General features: G+C 64.8%; 26 protein-coding genes. 8 read left to right on the top strand and 18 right to left on the bottom strand.

Annotated features, from left to right (window positions below):
- Positions 1–3 precede the first annotated feature (3 nt).
- The 5 genes from sctL to ACG74X_RS16450 all read right to left on the bottom strand — a co-directional run bounded on the left by sctL (position 4) and on the right by ACG74X_RS16450 (position 3057).
- Positions 4–615, bottom strand: a complete 612-nt coding sequence (gene sctL / locus ACG74X_RS16470; protein ID WP_411236264.1) for a type III secretion system stator protein SctL — start codon at positions 613–615, stop codon at positions 4–6.
- Positions 600–1235 (bottom strand): hypothetical protein, encoded by a 636-nt coding sequence (locus ACG74X_RS16465; RefSeq protein ID WP_411236263.1) that lies wholly within the window; start codon positions 1233–1235, stop codon positions 600–602. Before ACG74X_RS16465 ends, sctL begins: the two co-directional genes overlap by 16 nt.
- On the bottom strand, positions 1228–2040 hold the full coding sequence (gene sctJ, locus ACG74X_RS16460) for a type III secretion system inner membrane ring lipoprotein SctJ (RefSeq protein WP_411236262.1): 813 nt from the start codon (positions 2038–2040) through the stop codon (positions 1228–1230). Before sctJ ends, ACG74X_RS16465 begins: the two co-directional genes overlap by 8 nt.
- Positions 2041–2048: 8 nt before the next feature.
- Positions 2049–2615: a type III secretion system inner rod subunit SctI gene (gene sctI, locus ACG74X_RS16455; RefSeq protein ID WP_411236260.1), complete on the bottom strand. Its 567-nt coding sequence runs from the start codon at positions 2613–2615 to the stop codon at positions 2049–2051.
- Positions 2616–2697: 82 nt separating this feature from the next.
- Positions 2698–3057 carry a hypothetical protein gene (locus tag ACG74X_RS16450; RefSeq protein WP_411236259.1) on the bottom strand — a complete coding sequence of 120 codons (360 nt, stop codon included), beginning with the start codon at positions 3055–3057 and terminating at the stop codon, positions 2698–2700.
- 215 nt (positions 3058–3272) lie between these two features.
- Between ACG74X_RS16450 and sctV the strand changes: the two genes are divergently transcribed.
- Genes sctV through ACG74X_RS16430 form a run of 4 tightly spaced genes read left to right on the top strand, consistent with a single transcriptional unit; the run spans position 3273 to position 7241 of the window.
- Positions 3273–5381 (top strand): type III secretion system export apparatus subunit SctV, encoded by a 2109-nt coding sequence (gene sctV / locus ACG74X_RS16445; RefSeq protein WP_411236258.1) that lies wholly within the window; start codon positions 3273–3275, stop codon positions 5379–5381.
- Positions 5374–6177 carry a hypothetical protein gene (locus ACG74X_RS16440; RefSeq protein ID WP_411236257.1) on the top strand — a complete coding sequence of 268 codons (804 nt, stop codon included), beginning with the start codon at positions 5374–5376 and terminating at the stop codon, positions 6175–6177. The genes sctV and ACG74X_RS16440 overlap by 8 nt, the downstream gene beginning before the upstream one ends.
- On the top strand, positions 6170–6637 hold the full coding sequence (locus ACG74X_RS16435; RefSeq protein ID WP_411236256.1) for a hypothetical protein: 468 nt from the start codon (positions 6170–6172) through the stop codon (positions 6635–6637). The genes ACG74X_RS16440 and ACG74X_RS16435 overlap by 8 nt, the downstream gene beginning before the upstream one ends.
- A complete protein-coding gene (locus ACG74X_RS16430) occupies positions 6630–7241 on the top strand; it encodes a hypothetical protein (protein WP_411236255.1) in 612 nt (203 codons plus the stop codon). The genes ACG74X_RS16435 and ACG74X_RS16430 overlap by 8 nt, the downstream gene beginning before the upstream one ends.
- Here ACG74X_RS16430 and ACG74X_RS16425 read toward each other — a convergent pair.
- The 9 genes from ACG74X_RS16425 to ACG74X_RS16385 form a co-directional block, all read right to left on the bottom strand.
- The gene (locus tag ACG74X_RS16425) at positions 7231–7887 is read right to left on the bottom strand and encodes a hypothetical protein (protein WP_411236254.1); all 657 of its coding nucleotides are present in this window, start codon (positions 7885–7887) and stop codon (positions 7231–7233) included. The two genes, ACG74X_RS16430 and ACG74X_RS16425, sit on opposite strands and share 11 nt — an antisense overlap.
- Complete coding sequence (locus ACG74X_RS16420; protein ID WP_411236252.1) at positions 7887–8414, bottom strand: tetratricopeptide repeat protein; 528 nt, start codon at positions 8412–8414, stop codon at positions 7887–7889. The genes ACG74X_RS16425 and ACG74X_RS16420 overlap by 1 nt, the downstream gene beginning before the upstream one ends.
- Complete coding sequence (locus ACG74X_RS16415) at positions 8411–8872, bottom strand: tetratricopeptide repeat protein (RefSeq protein WP_411236251.1); 462 nt, start codon at positions 8870–8872, stop codon at positions 8411–8413. Before ACG74X_RS16415 ends, ACG74X_RS16420 begins: the two co-directional genes overlap by 4 nt.
- Before the next feature lie 30 nt (positions 8873–8902).
- Entirely contained in the window at positions 8903–9403 is a 501-nt protein-coding gene (locus ACG74X_RS16410; RefSeq protein ID WP_411236250.1) for a hypothetical protein, read from the bottom strand.
- 49 nt (positions 9404–9452) lie between these two features.
- The gene (locus tag ACG74X_RS16405) at positions 9453–10418 is read right to left on the bottom strand and encodes a hypothetical protein (protein ID WP_411236249.1); all 966 of its coding nucleotides are present in this window, start codon (positions 10416–10418) and stop codon (positions 9453–9455) included.
- Between the two features lie 28 nt (positions 10419–10446).
- Entirely contained in the window at positions 10447–11550 is a 1104-nt protein-coding gene (locus ACG74X_RS16400) for a hypothetical protein (protein WP_411236248.1), read from the bottom strand.
- Between the two features lies 1 nt (position 11551).
- On the bottom strand, positions 11552–12121 hold the full coding sequence (locus ACG74X_RS16395) for a hypothetical protein (protein ID WP_411236246.1): 570 nt from the start codon (positions 12119–12121) through the stop codon (positions 11552–11554).
- Positions 12122–12207: 86 nt separating this feature from the next.
- Positions 12208–12588 (bottom strand): hypothetical protein, encoded by a 381-nt coding sequence (locus ACG74X_RS16390; protein WP_411236244.1) that lies wholly within the window; start codon positions 12586–12588, stop codon positions 12208–12210.
- Positions 12589–12611: 23 nt separating this feature from the next.
- Complete coding sequence (locus tag ACG74X_RS16385; protein WP_411236243.1) at positions 12612–13784, bottom strand: HrpJ domain-containing protein; 1173 nt, start codon at positions 13782–13784, stop codon at positions 12612–12614.
- 100 nt (positions 13785–13884) lie between these two features.
- Here ACG74X_RS16385 and sctT point away from each other — a divergent pair, with 100 nt between their 5' ends.
- Positions 13885–14772: a type III secretion system export apparatus subunit SctT gene (sctT, locus tag ACG74X_RS16380; RefSeq protein ID WP_411236241.1), complete on the top strand. Its 888-nt coding sequence runs from the start codon at positions 13885–13887 to the stop codon at positions 14770–14772.
- Here sctT and ACG74X_RS16375 read toward each other — a convergent pair.
- The 3 genes from ACG74X_RS16375 to ACG74X_RS16365 all read right to left on the bottom strand — a co-directional run bounded on the left by ACG74X_RS16375 (position 14769) and on the right by ACG74X_RS16365 (position 18216).
- Entirely contained in the window at positions 14769–15485 is a 717-nt protein-coding gene (locus ACG74X_RS16375) for a Crp/Fnr family transcriptional regulator (RefSeq protein ID WP_411236239.1), read from the bottom strand. The genes sctT and ACG74X_RS16375 overlap by 4 nt on opposite strands.
- A gap of 269 nt (positions 15486–15754) precedes the next feature.
- Positions 15755–17563 (bottom strand): sensor histidine kinase, encoded by a 1809-nt coding sequence (locus tag ACG74X_RS16370; RefSeq protein WP_411236238.1) that lies wholly within the window; start codon positions 17561–17563, stop codon positions 15755–15757.
- Positions 17560–18216, bottom strand: a complete 657-nt coding sequence (locus tag ACG74X_RS16365) for a LuxR C-terminal-related transcriptional regulator (RefSeq protein WP_411236236.1) — start codon at positions 18214–18216, stop codon at positions 17560–17562. Before ACG74X_RS16365 ends, ACG74X_RS16370 begins: the two co-directional genes overlap by 4 nt.
- A gap of 177 nt (positions 18217–18393) precedes the next feature.
- On the opposite strand from ACG74X_RS16365, the gene ACG74X_RS16360 reads away from it, so the two are divergent.
- From ACG74X_RS16360 to ACG74X_RS16350, 3 genes are all read left to right on the top strand, one after another.
- Positions 18394–18543 (top strand): hypothetical protein, encoded by a 150-nt coding sequence (locus ACG74X_RS16360; RefSeq protein ID WP_411236235.1) that lies wholly within the window; start codon positions 18394–18396, stop codon positions 18541–18543.
- Positions 18544–19067: 524 nt separating this feature from the next.
- Positions 19068–19244, top strand: coding sequence for a hemin uptake protein HemP (hemP, locus tag ACG74X_RS16355; protein WP_411236233.1), 177 nt, complete (start codon positions 19068–19070; stop codon positions 19242–19244).
- A gap of 110 nt (positions 19245–19354) precedes the next feature.
- Positions 19355–20614 (top strand): imelysin family protein, encoded by a 1260-nt coding sequence (locus tag ACG74X_RS16350; RefSeq protein ID WP_411236232.1) that lies wholly within the window; start codon positions 19355–19357, stop codon positions 20612–20614.
- A 146-nt stretch (positions 20615–20760) separates the two neighbouring features.
- On the opposite strand, the gene ACG74X_RS16345 is transcribed toward ACG74X_RS16350, so the two are convergent.
- The gene (locus ACG74X_RS16345) at positions 20761–21198 is read right to left on the bottom strand and encodes a hypothetical protein (RefSeq protein WP_411236231.1); all 438 of its coding nucleotides are present in this window, start codon (positions 21196–21198) and stop codon (positions 20761–20763) included.
- Between the last annotated feature and the right edge of the window lie 2 nt (positions 21199–21200).

Below are 21200 nucleotides of genomic sequence, written 5' to 3'. Positions count from 1 at the left end.
GCCTCAGCCGCCCGGATACAGAAGCGCGCCAAGCTCGGCTTGCGTATCATCAAGATCGAAGCGCACGACGCCCATATCGCTTTCCAGCCGCAATTGCGGCGGCACCAGCGCGGCATCCTCGATCACGTCGATCATCTCGAGCCCCGGCAGATCGGCATGCGCGACCTCGACCGCCGCGCGCACCTCATCGGCCGCGCCATGCGGCACATAGAGCCGCACGCGCCGTTCGGTGCGCAGGGTCGACAGCGCGGTGCGCACAGTGCGCGCGACCAGATCGCCATCTTCCAGCGTGCCGATGATGCGCCGCACCGAGGCGCTGACCAGATCGGCCAGCTGCCCCTCGATCCGCGCCAATGCGGCATCGAGCGCGACCTCTTCCTCGGCCAGCCGCTGCGCCGCCTCGCGGGCCGCCTGCGCCAGACCTTCGGCATGGCCGTCGCGCCGCGCCGCCTCGCGCACGTTTTCGGCATCGGCGACGATCGTTGCTGCGCGCGCCTCGGCCTCCTCGATCAGGGTGAGGGCGCTTTCGGCCTCCGCGATCTGCGCGGCGCGCAGGATACCGCCCCGGGCGGTGGCGCGCAGGTTCAGGCCGGCAAGGCTCAGGCGTCGGTCCATGTCGGTTCCCTCGCCCCTATCAGCCGCGCGACCTGGCGCGATGCCGCCTCGCCCATCGGGGCGTCCGGTGCGGCGTGACCGCTGCGCGCGGCCCAGATTTGCGCCGCCAGATCGCTGCGCCCGGCAAGCCACGCCGCGAGAAGCCGCTCTGCCGCATCGGCGGAATACGCGGCCCCCGGCGCGACACCGGCCAGCGCGGCATAGAGCATCGGCCCCTGACGCAGCGCCAGATCGACGCCATCACTGCCGACACGGTCGATCCAGGCCTGCCGGTCCGCCTTGCGCAAGGCACCGCGAATGGCGTCTTGCCAGACCGCCCCTGCCAGTGCGCGCAGGATCGGATCGAGCCTGCCGAACGGGGCCAGCGCCACGTACAGGGCGAGCGCCTCGGCACCGGTCGGCATATGCGTCACCGGCAGCGCGCGCAGGTTCAGAACGCCTGCGATATGCCGCCCGAAGGCCGCAGCACAGGCCGGAACGCCGATCAAGGGGGCCGCGGCCCCGGCCAGTTCGCGCAGCCGCGCCGCGCGCAGGCGTTCATCAGGCCGCGCGCAGAACCGCGCCAGATCGCACAGCACCGCGCCGCCCGCGCCTGCGATTTGCAAACCCGCGTCAGACAAGGTCTGCCCCCTCGTCATCTGGCGCAGCAGGCGCACGCATCCGCATCAGGCGCCAGGCCAGAAACCCGACCGCGCCCGTCAGCAGCGCCAGAAGCGTCACCGCGCCGATCCCCAGCATCCGCATCTGCGACACCGCCGACGCCTCGACCCGCATCCCCGGCAGCAGTTCGGCCAGTTCCGGCCCGGTGGGGCGGTCGGAAACGACCACCGGCTGCGCCTCGACCAGCACGACGGTCACGGCATCATAGGACACGCCCTCGATGGCGTTGGCGACCAGCCTGCGCACCTGCGGCATCAGGAAATCAAGGTCATAGCCCGGCTTTTGCTTGATGAACACCGCCGCCGAGGACGGTTTGACATCCTGCCCCAAAGCAGGGTCTTCTGGCATGACGATATGCACCCGCGCGACGGTGACGCCGTCGATCTGTTCCAGCGTGCTGGAGACTTCCTCGCTCAGCGCATAGACGAAGCGGATGCGTTCCTCGAAGGGCGAGGACACAATGCCCGACTTGGCAAAGACAGCCCCCAGTGATTGCCGCGATCCCCGCGGCAGGCCTTGCGCGTCGAGGATCGACAGCGCACCACGCACCTGACCGTCTGGCACCGTCACCGAAAAAAGCCCGTCACCCGCCGCGACCTTCTGCGCGTCGATCCCGTCGCCCAGAAGGGCTGCCAGCATCTCGTTCGCCTCGCGTTCGGTTAGGCCGGAGTAAAGATCGGTCTGGCACGCGGCAAGAAACAGCACAAGGCCGAGCATCGCCAGCGCCCGCAAGGCGCGTTTCACAGGGTGCAGGACACGGGTCATCACGCCGCCTATTGCGCCTTCATCAATGTATCCATGGCCTGCGTGGACTTGCCCGCAAGCTTGCTGCTGACATCGACCATCATGGAATACTGCACCACTTCCATCTGCAGCCCCATCATGTCCGACACATCCATATCGGTCGCCGCGACCTTGTCATTGACGCGCTGTAAACCACCGTCGAAGGCACCGCGAATTCGGCTCAGCCCATCAAGGATCGCCTGCCCGGTGCCGATCCCGCCATTGGCGGCGGCAGCGCCCGCACCGGCGACCGGCGCGTCAAGCTCCAGCCCGTCGATGGCGCGCTGACGGGCGGCGTCATCGGCCGGGGCGGCCTGTGCCGGGGCGGTCGTGCCCTGGACGCCGGTTGCGGCTTGCGGTGCATCCGCGCCCGGTACGAATTGCGCCGGAACGACCTGCGCGGGCCCAGATGCCCCCGAGGCCGCATCCATCGCGTTTGCAAAGGCGCGCAGCGACGATCCCGGCGCGTTGCCCTGCGGCTGGAACGCGCCGCCCGCGGCCTGATCCACGCCTGTCGCGGACGGCAGGCTGGGGGGCACAAAGAAAGATTGTGTCATGGTCGGTCACTCCGTTATCGCGGCACGGATCGGCGCGACCCGCTTCTGTTATCTTTTCGGCCCGGCCAACACTGGGGCCGGTCTAGCCCTGCACCGCCGCCTCGGCGATCCGGGCGAAATCGGAGCCGGGCGCAATGGCTTCCAGTTCCTCGTGCAGGTCGCGGGCGGCGGGTTTGTCGCCCTGCTGGGCAATCGCCAAGCAGGTAAAGGCCATCACCGCCTCGGTCTGCGGGGCCTGCGCCAGCACCGCGCGCGCCGCCGCCGCATCGCCCGCGCCAAGCCGCGCCAGCGCCAGCCCGATGGGCCCCACCTCATCCCCGGGGCGCAACCGCGTCAGCGCGTCGAAAATGCGCGCGGCCTCGGCCACCCTGCCCCGGCTGATACCCAGAAAGCCGATATCGGCCAATGACCTGACGGCGTCGGAATCAAGCCTGATCGGCATAAGCTCTCCTTGGTCAGCCTGTAGAGGGGGTGCCCCGGTTTACGGTGCGATTGTTGTTGTCCCTTTCAATCGCGCACTCGGAGGTGGGGCGTGAGTGTCAAACATCACCCACAGGGCAGGCCCCGCCGCGCGACATAAAGGTTCCGCACCCATCCACGCCTTTTGATGCGCGCGATACCCGCCGCACCGGCTTTCAGGACCAGACCGAACCCGACATGACCCGCCTTCTGCAAAAGCTGTCCAAGCGCAATGACGTGGTGCTGGCCTTCCTTCTGATCGCCATCGTCTTCATGATGATCCTGCCGCTGCCGACGCTGGTGGTGGACATTCTGATCGGTATCAACCTCGCGCTGTCGGCGATCCTGCTGATGGTGGCGATCTACCTCAAAGACATCGTCACCTTTTCCGCCTTCCCCTCGATCCTGCTGCTGACCACGCTGTTCCGCCTTGCGCTGTCCATCACCACGACGCGGCTGATCCTGCTGCAGGCCGACGCGGGCGAGATCGTCGAGACCTTCGGCAATTTCGTCGTGTCGGGCAATCTGGTCGTCGGCGCGGTGATCTTCCTGATCCTGACCATCGTGAATTTCATGGTCATCACCAAGGGGTCCGAACGGGTGGCCGAGGTGTCGGCGCGCTTCAGCCTCGATGCGATGCCGGGCAAGCAGATGAGCATCGATTCCGACATGCGCGCGGGCATGATCGACATGACCGACGCCAAGGCGCGGCGCGGCAAGCTGGAAAAGGAAAGCCAGCTTTACGGCGCGATGGACGGGGCGATGAAATTCGTCAAGGGCGATGCGATTGCCGGGTTGATCATCATCTGCGTCAACATCATCGGCGGCATCACCATCGGCATGACGCAATACGACATGACCACCGGAGAGGCGCTTGAGGTCTATTCGATCCTCACCATCGGGGACGGCCTCGTCGCGCAGATCCCCGCGCTCTTCGTGTCGATCACCGCCGGGTTCATCGTGACCCGCGTCGCCTCCGAGGAGAACGAGGATCTGGGCGCCGACATCGCCCGGCAGGTGGTGGGCGAGCCCAAGGCGTTGCTCATTGCGGCGGCGATCATGCTGGGCTTTGCCGCGATCCCCGGCTTTCCGACGCTGGTGTTCCTGACGCTGGCGGCGATCACCGGAACCGCAGGCATCACCATCATGCGCGGCACCGCCCGCCGGGCCGAGGAGGACGAGAGCCGCTCCATGCCCGCGCTGGCCAGCGCCGCTGCCCCCACCGCCATGCCCGCCTTTCCCGAAGAGGGCGAGGCCGACACCGCGCCCGAGGTCGAACCGGTCAGCTTTGCCCTGACCGTGCCGCTGATCGTCGATGTCGCCTCCGGCATCCGGTCCGAGATTCAGCCCAAGGTGCTGGATCGCGAGGTCGCCCGCGTGCGCCGCGCGCTTTACTTCGATCTGGGCGTGCCCTTTCCCGGCGTGCATCTGCGGCTCAACGATACGCTGCCGGATGGCGCTTATCGCATCCTCGTGAACGAAATCCCTGTCGCCTCCGGTCAGGCGCGCGAGGGGCATTTCATGGTGCGCGAGACGACGCAGAACCTCGATATGTTCCAGATCCCCTACGAACGGGGCGACGATTTCCTGCCCGGCACACCCTCGCTCTGGGTGGCGATGCGCCATGCCAACCTTGTGAAACGCGCGGGCGTTCAGGCGATGGCGCTACCGGGCATGCTCACCTTTCATCTGGCGCATGTACTCAAATCCCATGCGGGCGAATTCATCGGGGTGCAGGAAACCATGTTCCTGATGAACCAGATGGAAAAGGATTTCGCCGAACTGGTCCGCGAAGTCACGCGCGCGCTGCCGGTGATCACCATCGCCGATGTGCTGCAACGGCTGGTGTCCGAGGAAATCTCGATCCGCGACATGCGCACGGTGCTGGAGGCGCTGGTGGAATGGGGCCAGCGCGAAAAGGATGCGATCCTGCTGACCGAGCATGTGCGCTCTGCGCTTGGCCGCTATATCACGCATAAATTCTCGGCCGGGCAATCGGTGATTCCGGCCTATCTGCTGTCCAAACCCGTCGAGGACGAGATTCGCGGCGCAATCCGCCAGACCTCGGGGGCGAGCTATCTTGCGCTGTCGCCCGACACGCATAAACAGCTGATCGGCGCGCTAAAACGCGCAGTCGGAGAGGTGGAGCGGCATACGATGGCCCCGGTGATCCTTGCCCCGATGGATATCCGCCGTTTCCTGCGCAAGATCGTGGAGCGGGAATTTCCCAGCCTTGCGGTGCTGTCTTTTCAGGAACTGTCCGCCAATGTGAACGTGCAACCGCTCGAACGGATCGAACTTGTCTGACGCCGCCACCCTCCCCGATCCACGCGGCGCTGCGGTGCTGGCGGGCATCGGTGCCGCGCTTTACTGGGGCGGGCTGACGCTCGGCGCGGGCGGGGCCGGTGCAGGTGCCGATACCGCGATGGGTGCGCTTTACCTCGCCGGTGCGCTATGCGCTGCGGCGCGGGACGACCGGCTGCGGCGGCTGGCTGTTGCCTTCATCGCCCTGCCCGCGCTCTGGGCGGTTCTGGCCCCGCTGTCGGCGTCGGTGCTGGCAGGCGATGCATTGGCGCGCCTATCGGGGCTGCGGCTTTGGCCCGAAGCGCTTTGCGCATTGGCGGGCGCGCTGGCGCTGTCGGCGCTTGGCCCGCGCGATGCGGCAGGGGCGGCCGACCTCTGTTTCGGCGCGGCGCTCGGAATGGCTATTTTGATGGCCCTCGCTCTGCTCTGGCCCGAGGCCGCCAAGACCCTGACGCGCAGCCTACTGCACCTCGCGTTGACGCTGATCGCCGCGAGCACCATGGCCGTGCTGCTGCGCGCCGCTCTTGCGGGCCTGACGCCGCGCAGCCGCCGCATGGCGACCGGGCTGATCGCGCTTTTGCCGCTGCTGGGCTTTGCCGGAACGATCCTCGGCATCATGGGTGCGCTCTCGGCCTTGCCCGATCTTTTCGCGGATGGTGCGGCGGGCGGCGATACCGCCGCGCTCGGCGCGCTGCTTGGGGGTCTTTCAGGCGCGTTCGAGACGACGCTGATCGGCCTTGTCGCCGCGGCAGCAGCCAGCCTCGCGCTCACCCTGATCGACACCGCGCGTGATGGCTGAGCCCGACGCATCGCGCCTGCCCTCGTTGGCGATGGCCGATATCATGATCGGCCTTTCGGCGATCCTGCTGGTGATCGTGGCGGCGCTGTCGACACAAGCCGCGCAGCTCGCCAGCGCGGCGCTGCAAAGCAGCGCGGAGGCCGAAGCGCGGATCGCCCGCGCGGCCCGGGCCCATGCGGATCAAAGCGGCGATCCCGTGCTCGTCGCGGGGGCCGCTGGCCTGTCGCTTGTCACGCCATCGGGGATTTCGGCGATTCCCCTTGATGCCATCGCAACATGGACCCCGCCGCCCCTGCCCGCCGCCCCGCTGCTGATCGTCGGGCCGCGCGGGCTTGAGGCGGATTTCCTGCTTGGTCCGGCGCTCGCCCGCGCAGGCGTGGCACAAGTGCAACGCCTGCGCGTTGCGGGGGCGTGCGACCGTCTGCGGCGCGACGCGGCGGGGGGCTTGCGCTGTGAATGATCCTGTCGCCCCCGGCGGCGGCATCTGGATCGCCGACATCGCCGCGAACCTGCTTTGCGTCGTGGTCATCGTGCTGTCCCTGATCGCGCTGACCAAACCGCCCGGTCTGTCGGCGCAAGACAGCGCGCCGGCCCGCACAGCCGCGCCGCTGACCGGGGCCGCGATGGTGGCGATGCTGCACCGGCGGCTGGTGCCCGAACCGGGAATCGGCGCGGTCGATCTGTTGCCCGGCGGGCCGCGCGCGGCGCATATGGAGGGTGCCGCGCGGGTCGATCTCTTTGTCTTCGACCATGCCGCCTATGGATCGCTGCCCGATGCGGGTGCGCCCCGGCAGGAACTCTCCGTCCCCCGCGCGCTGCGCCGGGCCGATGGGGCCGATTGGTCGGGCGCCTTTCTGGCCCTGCGCCGCGTGGGCGCGGATCGGGCGGCGTTTACCAAAGGGTTGATCGCCTTGCTCGCTGCGCCAACCGAAGGCGCTACGCCGCAAAGCGCACGCCGCGCGCTGCTGCCCCGGATCAAGACCGCGCTCAACGCGCTTGGGGCCGCGATGACGCTGGGCCTGATCCTCGGTCTGGTTCGCCGACGCCGCCGGATCAGAGCGTGATCCGCCGACGCCCCGTCGCATCCGCACCCTGCCAATCTCCCGGCGGCACCACCTCGCGCAGCGCGGCCAGAACGGTGTCGAGCAAGGCGGCCAGCGCCGCAATGGCGTCACGCGCCTGCCCCGTCGCCTGCGCCTCAATGATCCGCAGCGCGCGCACCAGCCGCGCCAGATGGGCGGCAACGCGGGCGAGATAGGCGGCGATTTCCTCGGGCGTCATGCTGGCGCTTTGCTCTGCTGCGCGCAGCTGCGCCGGGGGCCCATCGCGCGCCACAGGCATGGCGGGGACTATCGGCAAGTTCACAACGAGCGTTGACGGGTCCGGCACGCCACTGACCCTGCCTGCAGCACCGAAGGCGGCAGACAATAGCCCCGTATCCGACTGCGCGGTATCCATATTGCTCAGAAATGCCAGGATCGCCTCGGTCGAAAACCCGGACAGACCGCCCAGATCCTCGGGAAGCGGCGAAATCTCAGGCGCGGGCAGACCGGACAGCGCCGCCAGCCCAAGGGGGTCTTCCCCGTGCCCGGCGAATGGATCAATCGCTTCTGTCTCGATATCGCCGCCTACGCCAATCACCCGCTCGGCCACTTCGGCTGCGGCCAATCCGCGTACAAGCGCCAAAGCATGCCGTGCATCAAGATCCATCAGCCAGCGGGCTCTTCCATCCCAAGGCTTGCCGCGATGCGGTCCACCAGAGGCGCGAGCGCCATATGCCCCGAATCGCGCGGTGTGCCCCAAAAGCTGCGCACCGCCCGCGCCGCGCCGCTCCGATCCCCCATCGCCAGCCGCACCCGCGCCAGATGTCCCCGCGCCGCGCCGCTGGCCGGATCAAGGCGCGCCGCGGTCTCTAGCGCGGCCAGCGCCAGATCAGTCGCGCCGGTTTCAATGAGCGCCACGCCAAGCCCCATCCACGCCGCGGCACGGCCCGGATCAAGCGCGCAACAGCTTTGAAACAGCACCGCCGCGCGCTGCGCATGCCCGGTATCGAGCCAAGCATAACCTTGTGAATAAAGCACATCCGCCACCCCCGGCGGCAGCCCCAGCGCATCGCCGATATCACGCCCCTCGGCCAGCGCGTCAAAGACCGGTGCCAGCGGCCCGGCCTTCTGCGCAAGATCGGCGAGACAGTGACGCAGGAGCGCGCCCTGATCGCGGGCGGCCTCTGGCGTCACGGCGCGCGCCGCGCCTGTGCCGCAGCAAGCCCGCCGCGCGCGGCATCGGCCAGCGCGCTGCCCTCGGGGGCGCGGTCGAGCGCGCTCTGGTAATCCTCGATGGCGGCATCGACCTCGCCCATGCCGGTGGCGGCCATCGCCAAGAGCAGGAACCCTTCGGCCCGCGCCGGATCGCGCATGACAAGCCCGGCGGCCAGGTTCATGGCGCTTTCGAATTGCCCTTCGGCCAGTGCCACGCGCGTCAGACCGATCTGGGGCCCGGTATCAAGCGGATCGAAAAGTGCCAAAGCCGCGAACCGCTTTGCCGCCTCGGCGGTGCGACCTGCCTCCAGATCGGCATCCGCAGCACGTAGACCCGCATGGATCTCCGCGCGCTCCAGCCCCAACGTCCCGGCGATATCGGCGTCGATCAGGGATTGCACCGCGCCATCCAGTGCGGCCCTTTCTTCGGTGTTCATGTCGTTTGCCCTTGTGTTTTGGCCCCGGTGTCAGGGGCGGAAAATCATCATCTCATCCGCATCGGCAGCAGGTGCGGCGCTGCGCGGTTCTGCCGGTCCGTCGGCAAGCGCCGGGGCGCGGGCCAGCGTGTCGGCGCTGTGGTCGGCCCAGTGCAGAAGATCGCGCAGCGCCTCGCCGGCCTGCGCCGGATCGAAACTCCGGATCGCGCCAAGCGCGGTTGGACGGCCCTTGCCGAGCGCGATATCGGCCAGCCGCGCGCTGCGGTCGGCCACGCTCGCGTCGCTGCCCAGAACCGTCAGCGCGGCGCGATTCACCGCAGGCAGCGCGAGCCCGATGCGCATCAGCCGCGTCACCTGATCCTCGGCCCGGCGTGGATCGGGGTCGAGCCAGCCCAGACGCGCCGTCATCAGCGCATCGCGGCCGTCAGGGGCGGCGACGATCTCGATCTCGACACCGTTCGCTTCGAGCGTGTAGCTGGCACCTACCGATTCGGTCGGCGCGCCGAGCCCGAGCGCCGCGCGCAGCGCCAAAGCAGCGCACGGGACCGGGCCGATTGGGGGTGCAGAGGCCATGATGCGCCTAGACCCGCGTCATGCTCATCATCATGTCAGTCTCGGCCTGCCGCATCTGCTTGAGAAATTCGAGCGTCGCGCGCACCATGTCGGCCAGTTCTTCCATGACCTTCTTGGCCATTTCCTCGTTCGACTGGCTGACCTGCGCGGCGGCGGCGTCTTCCATGCCCTGCGCTTCGTCCAACTTGGCGCTCTTGGTCAGGATGCCTTCCTGAAGGTTGCTCGCCGCGCCGAGGGCTTGGGTCCCGGCCTGTCCGGCGGCGTCGACGGCCTTGCCCATGGCTTCTGTCACCTTGGCCCCTGCTTCAATCACGGCAACCATATCCTTGAGCGAGGTGGCACTCTTTCCCGCATTCTCAGCCGCTTTGGCGGCGTTTCCAAGCTGCGAGCCGCCCATCGACAGGCCGGCAGACGCCACGGTTATGCCGGCGCTGACCATCGATACGCCGATGGTGACCGCAGCCGAAACGAGCCCGATCACCGCGGAGACGACCGCGGCCTTGAGCGCCTTGTCGGCGGCCTCGCGCGTCTCTCCCGCCTGCCCCAGCAATTGCGATTGCGCCGCATCGCGTGCCGCAAGCCTCTGGTCGAGCGCCTGATCGCGGCTCATCGAGGCGAATTCGATCAAGAGCTTGCCGAGGATGTTGTCGGACCGCAGCGTCGACAGGAACGCCTCCAACCGCTCCATCGGCGTGCTGCTTTCGTCCTCCAGAACCGCAAGCGCGGATTCGAGACGTTTCAGGCTGGCATCCGCCACCTTCGCGTCGCCTTCGCCGCGCAAAGCGGCCCCGAGCGCCGCCGCCCCGTTTTCAGATGCGCGCGCATCGGGCAAGGCCCCGGCCCCGCCAGCGGTGCCCGCTCCGGCGCTACGCGTCTGAGCGGCACCCGCAACCGGTGTTTTCCCACCGGCATTATCGTTCGAGGTCGGGGTCTGGATGCTGGTGTTCGGGGTCAGATTGTTGATCTGGGTCATATCCGTTTCCTTCTGCAATGCACGCCGGTCAGACGGCGAAACGCTGGGTGGACATCACGTCGCCGGTGTCCTTCATCATGGCGATCGCTTCGTCGATCATGCCGTTGAACCTGTCGGACGAGGCCATCATCATCTGCAGCGCCTGGTCGATCAGATCGTCCAGAGCAGCCATCATCGCCTGCAGTTCGGCGGCGTCCGCGTGCTTATTGGCCGCCTCGTGTTCGAGATCGGCAACCTCAAGCTTGTTGACGTTTTCGGCAATCTGCACACCCGCCCCGGCGATCGAGATGGCCGCCTGCACGAGACCGCTTGCCAGATTGGCGGCGGTCGACACGGCCTTGGCCCCGGATGCAACGCCGTTGCCGATGGCGATGCCCAGGCTGGCAAGCCCCGACTTGATGGCGACGATCGCGCCCGCACCGGCGACGCCCAGCGTAACTGCCGCCAATGCAAGACTGGCCAGAACCATCACGACAGCGGACGCAATGTTGAGCCCCATAATCCAATCGTCGCTCAGTTCTTCGCCGAACATACCGGCGACGACATCGGCGACCGACGCGATGATCCCCTTGCCGTCGTTGAATTCACTCACCATGCCATCGATTCCGCCCAGCATCATCAAGGCCCCGGCCCCCATGATCGCCACGCCGGCAAAAGCGGCCATGCCGCCGCTGAAGACGCCGCCGATGACGGCAGCAGCAAGCCCTATGGCGATCAGCGCGGCCCCACCGACAAGCTGCAACGCGGCGGCGATCTTGCCGAAGATGCCGCCGGAGTCGCGTTTCGCGGCGGCCTCGTCCATCTTGCGTTGCGCTTCCTCGATCTTGACCTGGTTCTCGCGCAGGTTCTGTTTCTTGATCTCCTGATCGGTCACGACACGGTCGGTTTCGGCCTGCCCTTGCGTTTCCTTCATCTTGGCGGCGATCTCGGCCAGGCGGACCTCGAAATCGGGGGTATTGGCGGCGGGCATGAAGTTGCGCAGCGCGCCCATGATCGACAGACCGGCGGCCAGCGCGGCTTCGGGCACGGCGGCACCGCTGGCGGCGGCGGCACCTGCGCCGGTGATCGGCTTGGCCTCGGCGGCCTCTGCGGCTTGCGGGCGGACGGGCGTGTTCTGGTTTTCGATCCGCATCTTAAACTCCTTCACTGGTCAGTTCGGCGGCGAGCCGGGAAAGCTGCGCTTCGGCCTGCGCACGGGTTTCGGCATGGTTCGGGGCATCGCCGGAAAAGCGGATGGCCTGGCGGAAGAATTCGCCCGCCATGTCCAGCTCGTCCGCTGCCAGATGCAATTCACCAAGCCGCATGTAGCCATCGGGGTTCGTCGCATCGAGCGCGAGGAATTGCAGGAACATATGCGCGGCGGGCTGCAATGCGCCCTGCAACTGAAGCACAAGGCCAAGACAGTAACGGTGCCGCGCCTCCAGCGGGTCGATCTGGCCAAGATGCTGGAACGTGGCTTTCGCCTTGTCCAGCTCGCCCGCCTGGATCTGGCGGATGCCCATGCCGTAAAGCACATCCAGATCGTCCGCCGTCAGGCCCATGATCTGTGCCGGCGTTTCGCCGTTCCGCATCCGTTGAAGCCGGTCTCGCAGGGGGTTGTCCTCATCCATCGAGTGCTCGACCGTTTCGAGCAGCGGGGCGACAAGCTCCGCGACCTCTTGCGGGTCGGTGCCTTCGAAGGGCAGATCGTCGAGTAGCGCCATTCAGAGAATCCTCGTATCACCATGTTGTTGCGTGTGATCCTGCCCGATGCGCAGACCGCCGGTTGTGCCGGAAGGCACAGCGCCGCTCACAGGCCCGCCTGCGTGAAGAGCCCGTCCAGCGCGGTGAAGCCCGCATCCAGCGTCGGCAGGTCGAACCCGCGCGGCGGGAAGGCGAGCGTCAGCACCGGCTGATCGGTGCGCGTCAGCCCCGGCATGGCGGTCAGGCCAAGGGCTGCGTGAAAGCCACCGGCGGCCAGCGCCGCGCCCTTGCCGATCAGGTCTTGCAGGATCACCGGGCGCGTCAGGCTGACCAGCACATCGCCGTTTTCACCCGCAAGGATGCTCAGCCGACCGGCCTTTTCAAAGGCGAAACTGTAGCCGCCCGAGGCATCGGGCGCGGCCTCCAGCCCCATCTGGGCGGCAAAGGCGGCAACGGCATCGGCCTGCGCGGCATCGAGGTGGGGCATGTCAGACCCTCCCTTTCAAGACATCATGCGCCATAGCTGGCTTCCTCCTGTTCGACAACCTGGTCCGACAGCGTCAGCAGCACCCGCGCCTGCGGTTCGCGCTGGCCGTCGGGCAAAAGCGCATCGGGCATGGCGGCGTGCAGATCGCGCACGAGGTTGACGGCGGCGACCGGCAGGTCGGCAGGCTCCGGCCCGAACCCGTCGATCAGGCCGCGCGCGCCCTGCAGGCTGGCCACGGGTGCCCCGGCAAAGCCCAGAACGCGGCCCGCCAGATCGGTGGCATCGGGGCGGGCGTCATCGGCACCGAACATGCGGTCGATCTTGCCAATTGCCTCGGTCGAGGCATCCAGCACCGTGCGCATCTGCTTGAGCCGCGACAGTTCGGTCAACACCCCGCCCAACTGCGCAGGCTCGGTCGAGGGGCCGAAACTGGCCATGTCATCGCCCGCAACGCGGATGAAACTGTCGAGCACCGCTTCGAGCTTTTCGGTCAGGGAAAAGTCGCGCAGCGCGGCAAAGATGCGCCCGGCATCGGGCGTGTCGCGCAGCATCGCGCGGTAGCTGTCGCGATAGTCCTGCGGGGTCGCGCCCAGCCCTTCGGCGGCGTGAGCAGCCTCGGGGGCGGCGGCGAACCCGGCGGCGATGTCGCGCGCCAGATCGGGCTGGCGCATCTCGGCGCGCAATTCATCGAGCAGCGCCAGATAGGCGGCGGGCGCGCCCGAGGTCGCGGCCACGTCGCGCACTGTTTCAAGGGCCGCAAAGCGGTGCGCGATATCGCCATCGTATTCCGCCAGAAGCGCACGCAGATCATCGGCGCTTGGCAGATCGTCGCCCGTCGCGCCGCGGCGGAAATACTCCTCGAACTTGTTGAACTTGGCGACCAGATCGCGCAGCGCCTGATCCTTGGGCAGGTTCGGCAGCTTGTCGAGATAGTCGGCAATCCGCCCCAACGCATCAAGGTCGGTGCCCGCGCCCTTGCGCACCTTGACCTTGTCAAGGTCCACCTTGGCGCGGTTCGACGCGGCCATGCCCAATTCTTCCAGCGCGTCGGTGATATCGGCAGCGGCGGTCGAGACCATCACCGCCTCCCCCGATCCACGCGCGCGGCCCGCCATGATCTCGGCCCCCACCGGAGAGGCGGCGTTATGGGTGGCGATCTGTGTCTGGATAACCTCGCGCGGGGCGGTGATGGACATAGGCGTTCCTCGGGCAGCGGTGACTCGAACGCCCCTACCCTGCCCGGCCCGGCCACGCCCGCCCGTGTCGGTTGGCACAGAGCGCCCCGCGTCCCGCGCTATGAAAGGACCACCGCTTCAGGAGCCGCGCTTGGACCCGACCACCGCCCAGACTGACCTCGCCGCCGCGATGTCCACCGCCGTGATGATGTTTCGCGGCTTCGAAGGCTGGCTTCTGGGCTTTCTTCTGTGCCTGCCGCGCGCCTATGCGTTTATCGCGGCGTCCCAGCTTTTGCCGCCCACGGCGGTGCCGCGCCTTGCGCGCACGGCGTCGATCCTTGTCATCGCACTTCCCATCACGCCCGTGGTCGCGCCGCAAGCGCAAACGCTGATCGAAGGCGAGGTGGCGCGCTTGCTGCTTTATTTCGCCAAGGAGTTCGCCATCGGCTTTGTCATGGGCTTCTTCGTGACATGGGTGTTCTGGGCGGTGCAGGCGGCGGGCGCCTTCATCGACAACCAGCGCGGCGCGGCCATCGCGGCGTCGATCGATCCGCTTCAGGGGCATGAAAGCTCGCCTCTGGGGCTGCTCTTCAGCCAGGGGTTCATCACATATTTCTTTGCCGTGGGCGGGTTTACCGTGATCGTCGGGCTGCTTTACAATTCGTTCCAGATCTGGCCCGTCACGCGCATGCTGCCCGTCTTTGCCGAGGATTTCCCGGCGACGATCTTTGCCCTGCTCGATCTGGGGATGCGGCTGATGTTCATATACGCCGCGCCGATCATCGCGGTGATGTTTCTCGCGGAATTCGCGCTTGCGCTGGTGTCGCGCTTTGCGCCGCAGGTTCAGGTCTTTATCCTCGCGATGCCGATCAAATCGGGTATCGCGGTGTTTCTGCTGATCTTCTACCTGCCGATCCTGATGCGCCAGGCCCTTGGCGAAGCGGGCGATCTTGAGGCATGGATGGCGCGGCTCTGGTCGATCCTGGAGGCCGGAACCGGCCTGCGTTAATCGAGGTTGATGGCGAGGTTATCCAGCCTGTCGCGGTCCAGCACGATGATGTGCCGATCCTCAAGCGCGAGGATGCCGTCCTTTTGCCAGCGGCGCAGGGTCTTGTTCACATTCTCCCGCGTGCCGCGCGCCATGACGCCCAGATCGCGCTGCGTCACTTCGGGGCCAAGGCACAGAACCCGGGATCCGCGATAGGCCAGATCGTTGCCCATCGCATCGAGCAGACCGCCCAGAAGATAGGCAAGCCTCTGGCTCAGGCTCGGAAAGTAAAGCGCACGGGTGAATTGCATGTGCTGGCGATAGCGCTGCGCCACAAGCTGCGCCAGCGCCTGCCGCACCGCGGCCTGCGCCGCGCCGTCTTGTCTGATCCAGCTCGCATCGATCCCCATGACACGCGCAGGCCCGATGGTGGAGGCGGTGTCGCAATGCGGCAGATTGTCGAGCAGCCCCGATTCCCCAAAGCTGCGCCCGGCGGAGATGATGTTGTAAAGCGTGACAAACCCATCCTCGCCGATATAGGTCAGACGGATATGACCGCTCAGCAGGATATAAAGATATTCGGTCGCATCCTCCTGGAAATAGATCACCGCATTGGCCTCGAGATCTTTTGTCCGCGCATTTGCCAGCAACGCTGAACAAACATCGTCGTCCAGATCGGAAAGATCGCCCAGATCTTGCGATGACGAGCGCCCTGGCTCGGCCCTCGACGACACGTTGCACGGTCTATTGACGCGTGTTTCCCACGTTGATGGAACGGTCTCTGCGCCCGTCCTCTCCCACTCCACTTTACGTTCGCAGTTCATGTCCTGACTTTCCGCCTGTTTCCCCGCGCCAGTCACCTGCCTCTTAGGATGGGCTATTTAGATATCGCGCAAGACACAAAAGATACATAATATGCGCCACATTGGTATCGATGGATTCATTGAGTTTCGGCAATTTACCCGCCTGAGAACATTAAAAAGCAAGCAAGAAAATAGACGGCCTAAGACCCCCACCCAAGAAACAGACGGCTTCCCTCTGCATCACTTTCCAGCGTCAGGCGGGCTCCAATAGCCCCGGCGCGGCGTGCTTGAGAGCGTAAACCGTGCCCCTGCCCCTGCGCCGCCGCCACGTCAAAGCCTTTGCCGTCATCCTTTAACAGAATATGCGACCGCCCGGTGATCACGGTAATGCAGTCTGCGTCAGCATGTTTCAAAACGTTTGTGATGAACTCCTGCACGATGCGCAACAGGTTGATATTGCTGGTCGGCGTTGGGTTCGGCAGACGCGGGGTTTCCTCTACCTGCCAATCAAAGACAACGCCCTGCCGCTCCAGCATCGGTTCGATCCGGGCGCGCAAGGCGCCCAGAAGGCTGACCACGTCGCCAGGATTGTAAAGACTGTCGACCATAAGCCCCAGATCGGTCTGCGCCTCTTCAAGAACCTCGCGCAGATGCAGATCGGGCAGCGGCGACTGGCGCAGCCCGGCCAGCGCATTGGCCAGATGCCCGCCCACCCCGTCATGCAGATCCATCATGATCCGCTGCCGCTCCTGCGCCAGCAGAGCTTCGCGTTCGCTGGCCTCAAGTTGGCGGGCGGTCTGACGCAGCGCGCGGGTGCGTTCGATGATCCGCCCGCGCATCCGGTCCGACAGCGCCTCCTGCCGAGCAAGCGCAGTGACCAGCTGCACCACCACCAGCCAGCCAGTGACGAACATGAAAACCAGCGGCATGAACTGCCCCAGCTGCATGTCTACGGGCGGCGGCGACAGATAGAGGAACATCGCGTCATGTGTGGCCAGCGCCGCCGTCAGAGAGGCTGCGCCGTAAAGCGTGGCAAAACGGCCCGGCGTGGTGAAGCGGCGGTCGCGGATCAGGATGGACAGCAGGTAGAACGTGATCCCCAGCATCCCGCATTGCACCAACGCCGACATGATCAAAAGATAAGGTTCGGGCGTCAGCGCCATGACAATCAGCGCCACCACCGCATAGCCCAACGTCACCCGCTCGGCCGTATCCGTGCGACGCCGCAAAAAGCGGCGGATAAAGCGGTGCAGGCTGGCCACGAGAAACGGCACCGTAGCGGTCCAGATCACCATCCAGACCGCATCGGGCACCGGCGGGTTCTGACCCAGGTAATGCAGGCTCAGGACCGTGGTCGCCGCCCCTGCGAAGGCGGCCCAGTGATAAACCCTGTCGCGCCGCCGCACGACGGCCAAAACACTTAGCCCAATGGTGCACAAAAGTGCCAGCAACAGTCCGAACCACGCGACATCCACTGTCAGCCGCGCGCGGTGTTCAAAGGATTGGCTCAGCACCCGGTCCGGGCCGAACTGGAACGGTGCCAGCATCGGCGGAAAGAGCGGTGCGCTATGGATGATTATATCGAGCGTCACGCCGGGACCCGTCACCATCTCTTGCGGGATGCGCACATGGGACGGCGCGCTCCAATGCCAATAGGGCCCGCCTTCGGGCGCGGTGCGCAAAATGAGCGCGCCATCAAGATAGACATCAAGCCCATCGGCAAAGCGCGGAAAGTAGAGCGCCAGCGGACCCGCGTCGTCGACATCGGGCACCGGAACCACGGCCCTCACACGCAGTTTCGTCTCGATTTCGCCCAGTAAGGGAAGCGTCACTGCTGGCCCGTCGCAGGGGCCATCCGGCACAAGCCCGTCGCAGGACGTTACCTGGTCGATGACCACCGCGCCGGGCGGTGCTTCATGGACCGGCCCAAGCGCAAAGAGCATCACCAAAAAAATCCCGACGGTTCCAAGCGACAGCACAAGCCTGCCGCCCCAGACACGCGCGGTCATAGCAGCCCCAGCCGTCCGGCGATGGCGACCGCTTCGATGTTCGAGCGCACTTCGAGTTTGCGATAGATCGCGTTGATATGTGTGCCTACGGTGCTGACGGAAATACCCAGCCGCGCCGCCACTTCCTCGCGCTTGTAGCCGCGCGATACGAGCCGGAGGATTTCCAGCTCGCGCTTGGTAAGCGCTGCAGCGCTTGCAGTCTCGGTTTCGGTGCCCGGCGCACGTTCGAGCAAGGCCAGCAGATGCCGCGCGACTTGTGGGGAAACCGGGCTTCCCCCCTCCAACACCGTGTGTACCACCTCAACGGTGCGATCCAGTGCCTCGAACTTGAGCATGTAGCCCCGCGCGCCCAATCGGATCGCGTCGATCACCTGCTGCTCTTCGCCCATAACGCTGATGACGATCGATTGGCATTCCCAGTCTGCCGCTGTCACCGCGCGCACGATCTCTAACCCCGATCCATCCGGAAGGCCCATATCCGTAAGCACGATGCGCGGACGCAGCTGCTCCAGCGCCTTGAGCCCATCGGCGACGCAATACGCAGGCGGCAACGCACGCAGGCTACTGCTTATATCAATCTGACGAATGATCTGTTCCGCAGTCCGTTCGCGGTCTTCAACAACAAGAATCAGGGGGCAGTCAGTGTCTGTCATGTCCTGTGGGGTTCGGGCCGTTGGGGTTGAAACAAAGCAAACTGTGGAATGGCCCAAAGCCCTCGCGAACACAATCCGCGATCAAACGGCGATCTTGAAAACGTAAGGGCATTTATCCGTGTGTTGCTGCTGTTCACTTAGACGGGTGTGCTCTCTGACACTCATGATCTGACAAAAATGAAAACCTCGAAGCTTATCTTTGCGATCTGGAGCTTCACGCATGTCTGGACGTGCCAACAGATGAAAAACCATCTGCAATTGCGGAACTGCCTTTTGCAGGCTCTGGATGACTTTGGCGCTGGCTGGGTGGCACTGGCGATGATCTAAATCGATGAGGCCCGTTTTCGCCGCAACCCATCTACAGGGCCGCCGATATCACAAGCCACTTGAAACGGCTCTTTTGAAACGCCTCGATGATGCACACACCGTTGATCCGCAGCTATAGTTTCATAAGCATATCGCGCGGAACCTGTCCTGCCGCCAGAACGCAAAGGATCTGCATCAGTTACAACAACGCGCCCGGCGTGACGCACCACGTCAGCACAGCTCTTGTTGCCGCAAAGCCGCAGAACCCGGTTACGCGCATTTATGGTGCGCCGCCGGTTCGGTCAAAGAGGTCGTTCGCCTCAGCAGCACCCGAGAAAAGCAAAAATCTGCAATATTTATTCCGATCATTTTAATCGGGATTGACCATTCCGACAAAATCAATCAAGTATTTCACCGACGTTCCAGCCAGCCGACACACGGATAGCCCGAACATCCTCAGACGCAACGAGGGATCGCATGCTAACGTTCAAAGCCGACAGGCACTACACAGCCCGACTGGCCAACACGACAAAACCGGGCGCATCATGAATGCGTATTCAACCGTGCATCAAACTGACAAAACCAGCACAACGATACCACAAGAGCCGACATACGATGCGCGCGACCTGATCAAAGACGACGCGCGCGCGTGCATCGTGCTTGATGACCAGCCGTATTATTTGCGCATCACGCGTGCTGGTAAACTGATCCTGACGAAATGACCCGGCAGCACTGCCCTCGTCCCGATTTCAGAACTCCCACCCGTTTTTCACACCAAAGAGCGCATAAAAGCGCCGAATAACATTAAACCTACACGAGGGACTATTCACCAATGAAACTCAAACTCACAACAGCCCTTGGCACCGCGCTTTTGGTCGCCTCCCCTGCTCTTGCGGATAAAGCCGCCGTTCTTGACAACTATGCCAACATTGCGCTGGCCAAGTATCAAGACAGCTTGACGTCCGCGCAGGCGTTGCAATCCGCCGTTGATGCACTTGTTGCCAACCCATCCGCTGAAGCGCTGCAAGCCGCGAAAACCGCATGGTTGCAGTCGCGTGTGCCCTATCAACAGACCGAGGTGTACCGCTTTGGCAATGCCATCGTCGACGATTGGGAAGGCAAGGTAAATGCCTGGCCGCTGGACGAGGGTCTGATAGATTATGTGGATCCGTCTTACGGCACCGCGACCGATGAAAACGAATATGCCGTGCTGAACGTCATCGCAAACCCAAGCTTTACGCTGTCGGGCGAAACCATCGATGCCACCGACATCACGCCCGCCCTGCTGGAAGAGGCGCTGCACGAAGCGGATGAGGTCGAATCCAATGTGGCCACGGGCTATCACGCCATCGAATTTCTTTTGTGGGGTCAGGACCTGAACGGTCACGGCCCCGGTGCAGGCAACCGTCCCTGGACGGATTACGCTGCTGGCGATGCCTGCACAGGCGGTAACTGCGACCGCCGGGCTGACTATCTTCAGGCAGCGACTACGCTCCTGGTTTCTGACCTTGAATGGATGGTCGCCCAATGGCAGGACGGCGGCGAGGCCCGCGCCCAACTCATCGCAGACGAAAACGCGGGGATCTCGACCATTCTGACGGGGATGGGATCACTGTCTTACGGCGAGCAGGCCGGTGAACGGATGAAGCTGGGCGTTATGCTAAACGACCCAGAAGAAGAGCATGATTGCTTTGCCGACAATACCCATAACAGCCATTTCTATGACGCATTGGGCATCCGCAACGTTTATGTCGGCAGCTACACGCGCATTGACGGCACGGTTGTGTCTGGCCCGTCTTTGTCATCATTGGTTGCAGCGGCAGACGCTGGGGTCGATGCACAACTGACAGCCAGGCTGAACGCAACCATGATGGAAATGACCGAACTGAAAACTGCCGCCGAGGCTGGCTTTGCCTATGACATGATGCTCGAACGCGGCAACAAAGCAGGTGAGGCGTTGATCATGGGTGCAGTGGACGCGCTGGTCGATCAAACCCGCTCGATTGAACGCGCAGTCGCGGCTTTGGGTGTTGATCAGATCGACTTCGAAGGTTCCGACAGCTTGGACAATCCGGACGCGGTCTTTCAGTAAGCCCAAACGCATCAAACCGGGCACCACTCGTGCCCGGTTTCCAAGGAATTTCAGGGATCGAAGATCTGCCGAAGGGCCCGATCGCTGGCGTGCTTGATATGAGACATGCGTAGCGCGCCAAAGTGCGCAAGGTGTTCCGACCTTTTTTAATCCAGAGAAAAGCACGCGGCGATCTTATGCACGAGATGCGCCACCAACCGACGGTGTTCATGCGCCACACGCGAATTCAGCAAGAAGCGCAGGCTCAGATCATCGCCCTGCGCGCTTGCAAGGCCAACCTGGATCAACCAACGCTCGTCGAAACTGATCTCATCAACGCCGGGCGCGAAAAGCCGTGGGCATGTGCCCAATGCCTCTTGCAAACACCGCATCAAGGCTTCGGCATAGGCCTGCTGGGTCGCCGATTGCGTTGCATGCAGCAAAGCACAGGCTTCGAAAAGCCGGGTCTTCGGCATGGCGCGGCAGTTCATTGAAACAAAGCGGATGTAGTTCAGAAAGCCCAATGCGGATTGCGGAACCTGATAAGGCGTTGGGGTTTCAAGTTGGGTTTCACGCCATTCAGTTTTGGTTAGCAAGGACACCATGT

The sequence above is a fragment of the Marivita sp. S0852 genome (assembly GCF_046591575.1).
GTDB lineage: Bacteria > Pseudomonadota > Alphaproteobacteria > Rhodobacterales > Rhodobacteraceae > Marivita.
This window is presented reverse-complemented; position numbering and strand designations above follow the sequence as displayed.

Excerpts from the sequence above, each read along its gene's own strand:
- sctL (WP_411236264.1), bottom strand. The coding sequence starts at position 615 with ATGGACCGACGCCTGAGCCTTGCCGGCCTGAACCTGCGCGCCACCGCC.
- sctJ (WP_411236262.1), bottom strand. The coding sequence starts at position 2,040 with ATGACCCGTGTCCTGCACCCTGTGAAACGCGCCTTGCGGGCGCTGGCG.
- sctI (WP_411236260.1), bottom strand. The coding sequence starts at position 2,615 with ATGACACAATCTTTCTTTGTGCCCCCCAGCCTGCCGTCCGCGACAGGC.
- ACG74X_RS16450 (WP_411236259.1), bottom strand. The coding sequence starts at position 3,057 with ATGCCGATCAGGCTTGATTCCGACGCCGTCAGGTCATTGGCCGATATC.
- sctV (WP_411236258.1), top strand. The coding sequence starts at position 3,273 with ATGACCCGCCTTCTGCAAAAGCTGTCCAAGCGCAATGACGTGGTGCTG.
- ACG74X_RS16435 (WP_411236256.1), top strand. The coding sequence starts at position 6,170 with ATGGCTGAGCCCGACGCATCGCGCCTGCCCTCGTTGGCGATGGCCGAT.
- ACG74X_RS16425 (WP_411236254.1), bottom strand. The coding sequence starts at position 7,887 with ATGGATCTTGATGCACGGCATGCTTTGGCGCTTGTACGCGGATTGGCC.
- ACG74X_RS16415 (WP_411236251.1), bottom strand. The coding sequence starts at position 8,872 with ATGAACACCGAAGAAAGGGCCGCACTGGATGGCGCGGTGCAATCCCTG.
- ACG74X_RS16405 (WP_411236249.1), bottom strand. The coding sequence starts at position 10,418 with ATGACCCAGATCAACAATCTGACCCCGAACACCAGCATCCAGACCCCG.
- ACG74X_RS16400 (WP_411236248.1), bottom strand. The coding sequence starts at position 11,550 with ATGCGGATCGAAAACCAGAACACGCCCGTCCGCCCGCAAGCCGCAGAG.
- ACG74X_RS16395 (WP_411236246.1), bottom strand. The coding sequence starts at position 12,121 with ATGGCGCTACTCGACGATCTGCCCTTCGAAGGCACCGACCCGCAAGAG.
- ACG74X_RS16390 (WP_411236244.1), bottom strand. The coding sequence starts at position 12,588 with ATGCCCCACCTCGATGCCGCGCAGGCCGATGCCGTTGCCGCCTTTGCC.
- ACG74X_RS16385 (WP_411236243.1), bottom strand. The coding sequence starts at position 13,784 with ATGTCCATCACCGCCCCGCGCGAGGTTATCCAGACACAGATCGCCACC.
- sctT (WP_411236241.1), top strand. The coding sequence starts at position 13,885 with ATGAAAGGACCACCGCTTCAGGAGCCGCGCTTGGACCCGACCACCGCC.
- ACG74X_RS16370 (WP_411236238.1), bottom strand. The coding sequence starts at position 17,563 with ATGACCGCGCGTGTCTGGGGCGGCAGGCTTGTGCTGTCGCTTGGAACC.
- ACG74X_RS16365 (WP_411236236.1), bottom strand. The coding sequence starts at position 18,216 with ATGACAGACACTGACTGCCCCCTGATTCTTGTTGTTGAAGACCGCGAA.
- ACG74X_RS16360 (WP_411236235.1), top strand. The coding sequence starts at position 18,394 with ATGAAAACCTCGAAGCTTATCTTTGCGATCTGGAGCTTCACGCATGTC.
- hemP (WP_411236233.1), top strand. The coding sequence starts at position 19,068 with ATGAATGCGTATTCAACCGTGCATCAAACTGACAAAACCAGCACAACG.
- ACG74X_RS16350 (WP_411236232.1), top strand. The coding sequence starts at position 19,355 with ATGAAACTCAAACTCACAACAGCCCTTGGCACCGCGCTTTTGGTCGCC.
- ACG74X_RS16345 (WP_411236231.1), bottom strand. The coding sequence starts at position 21,198 with ATGGTGTCCTTGCTAACCAAAACTGAATGGCGTGAAACCCAACTTGAA.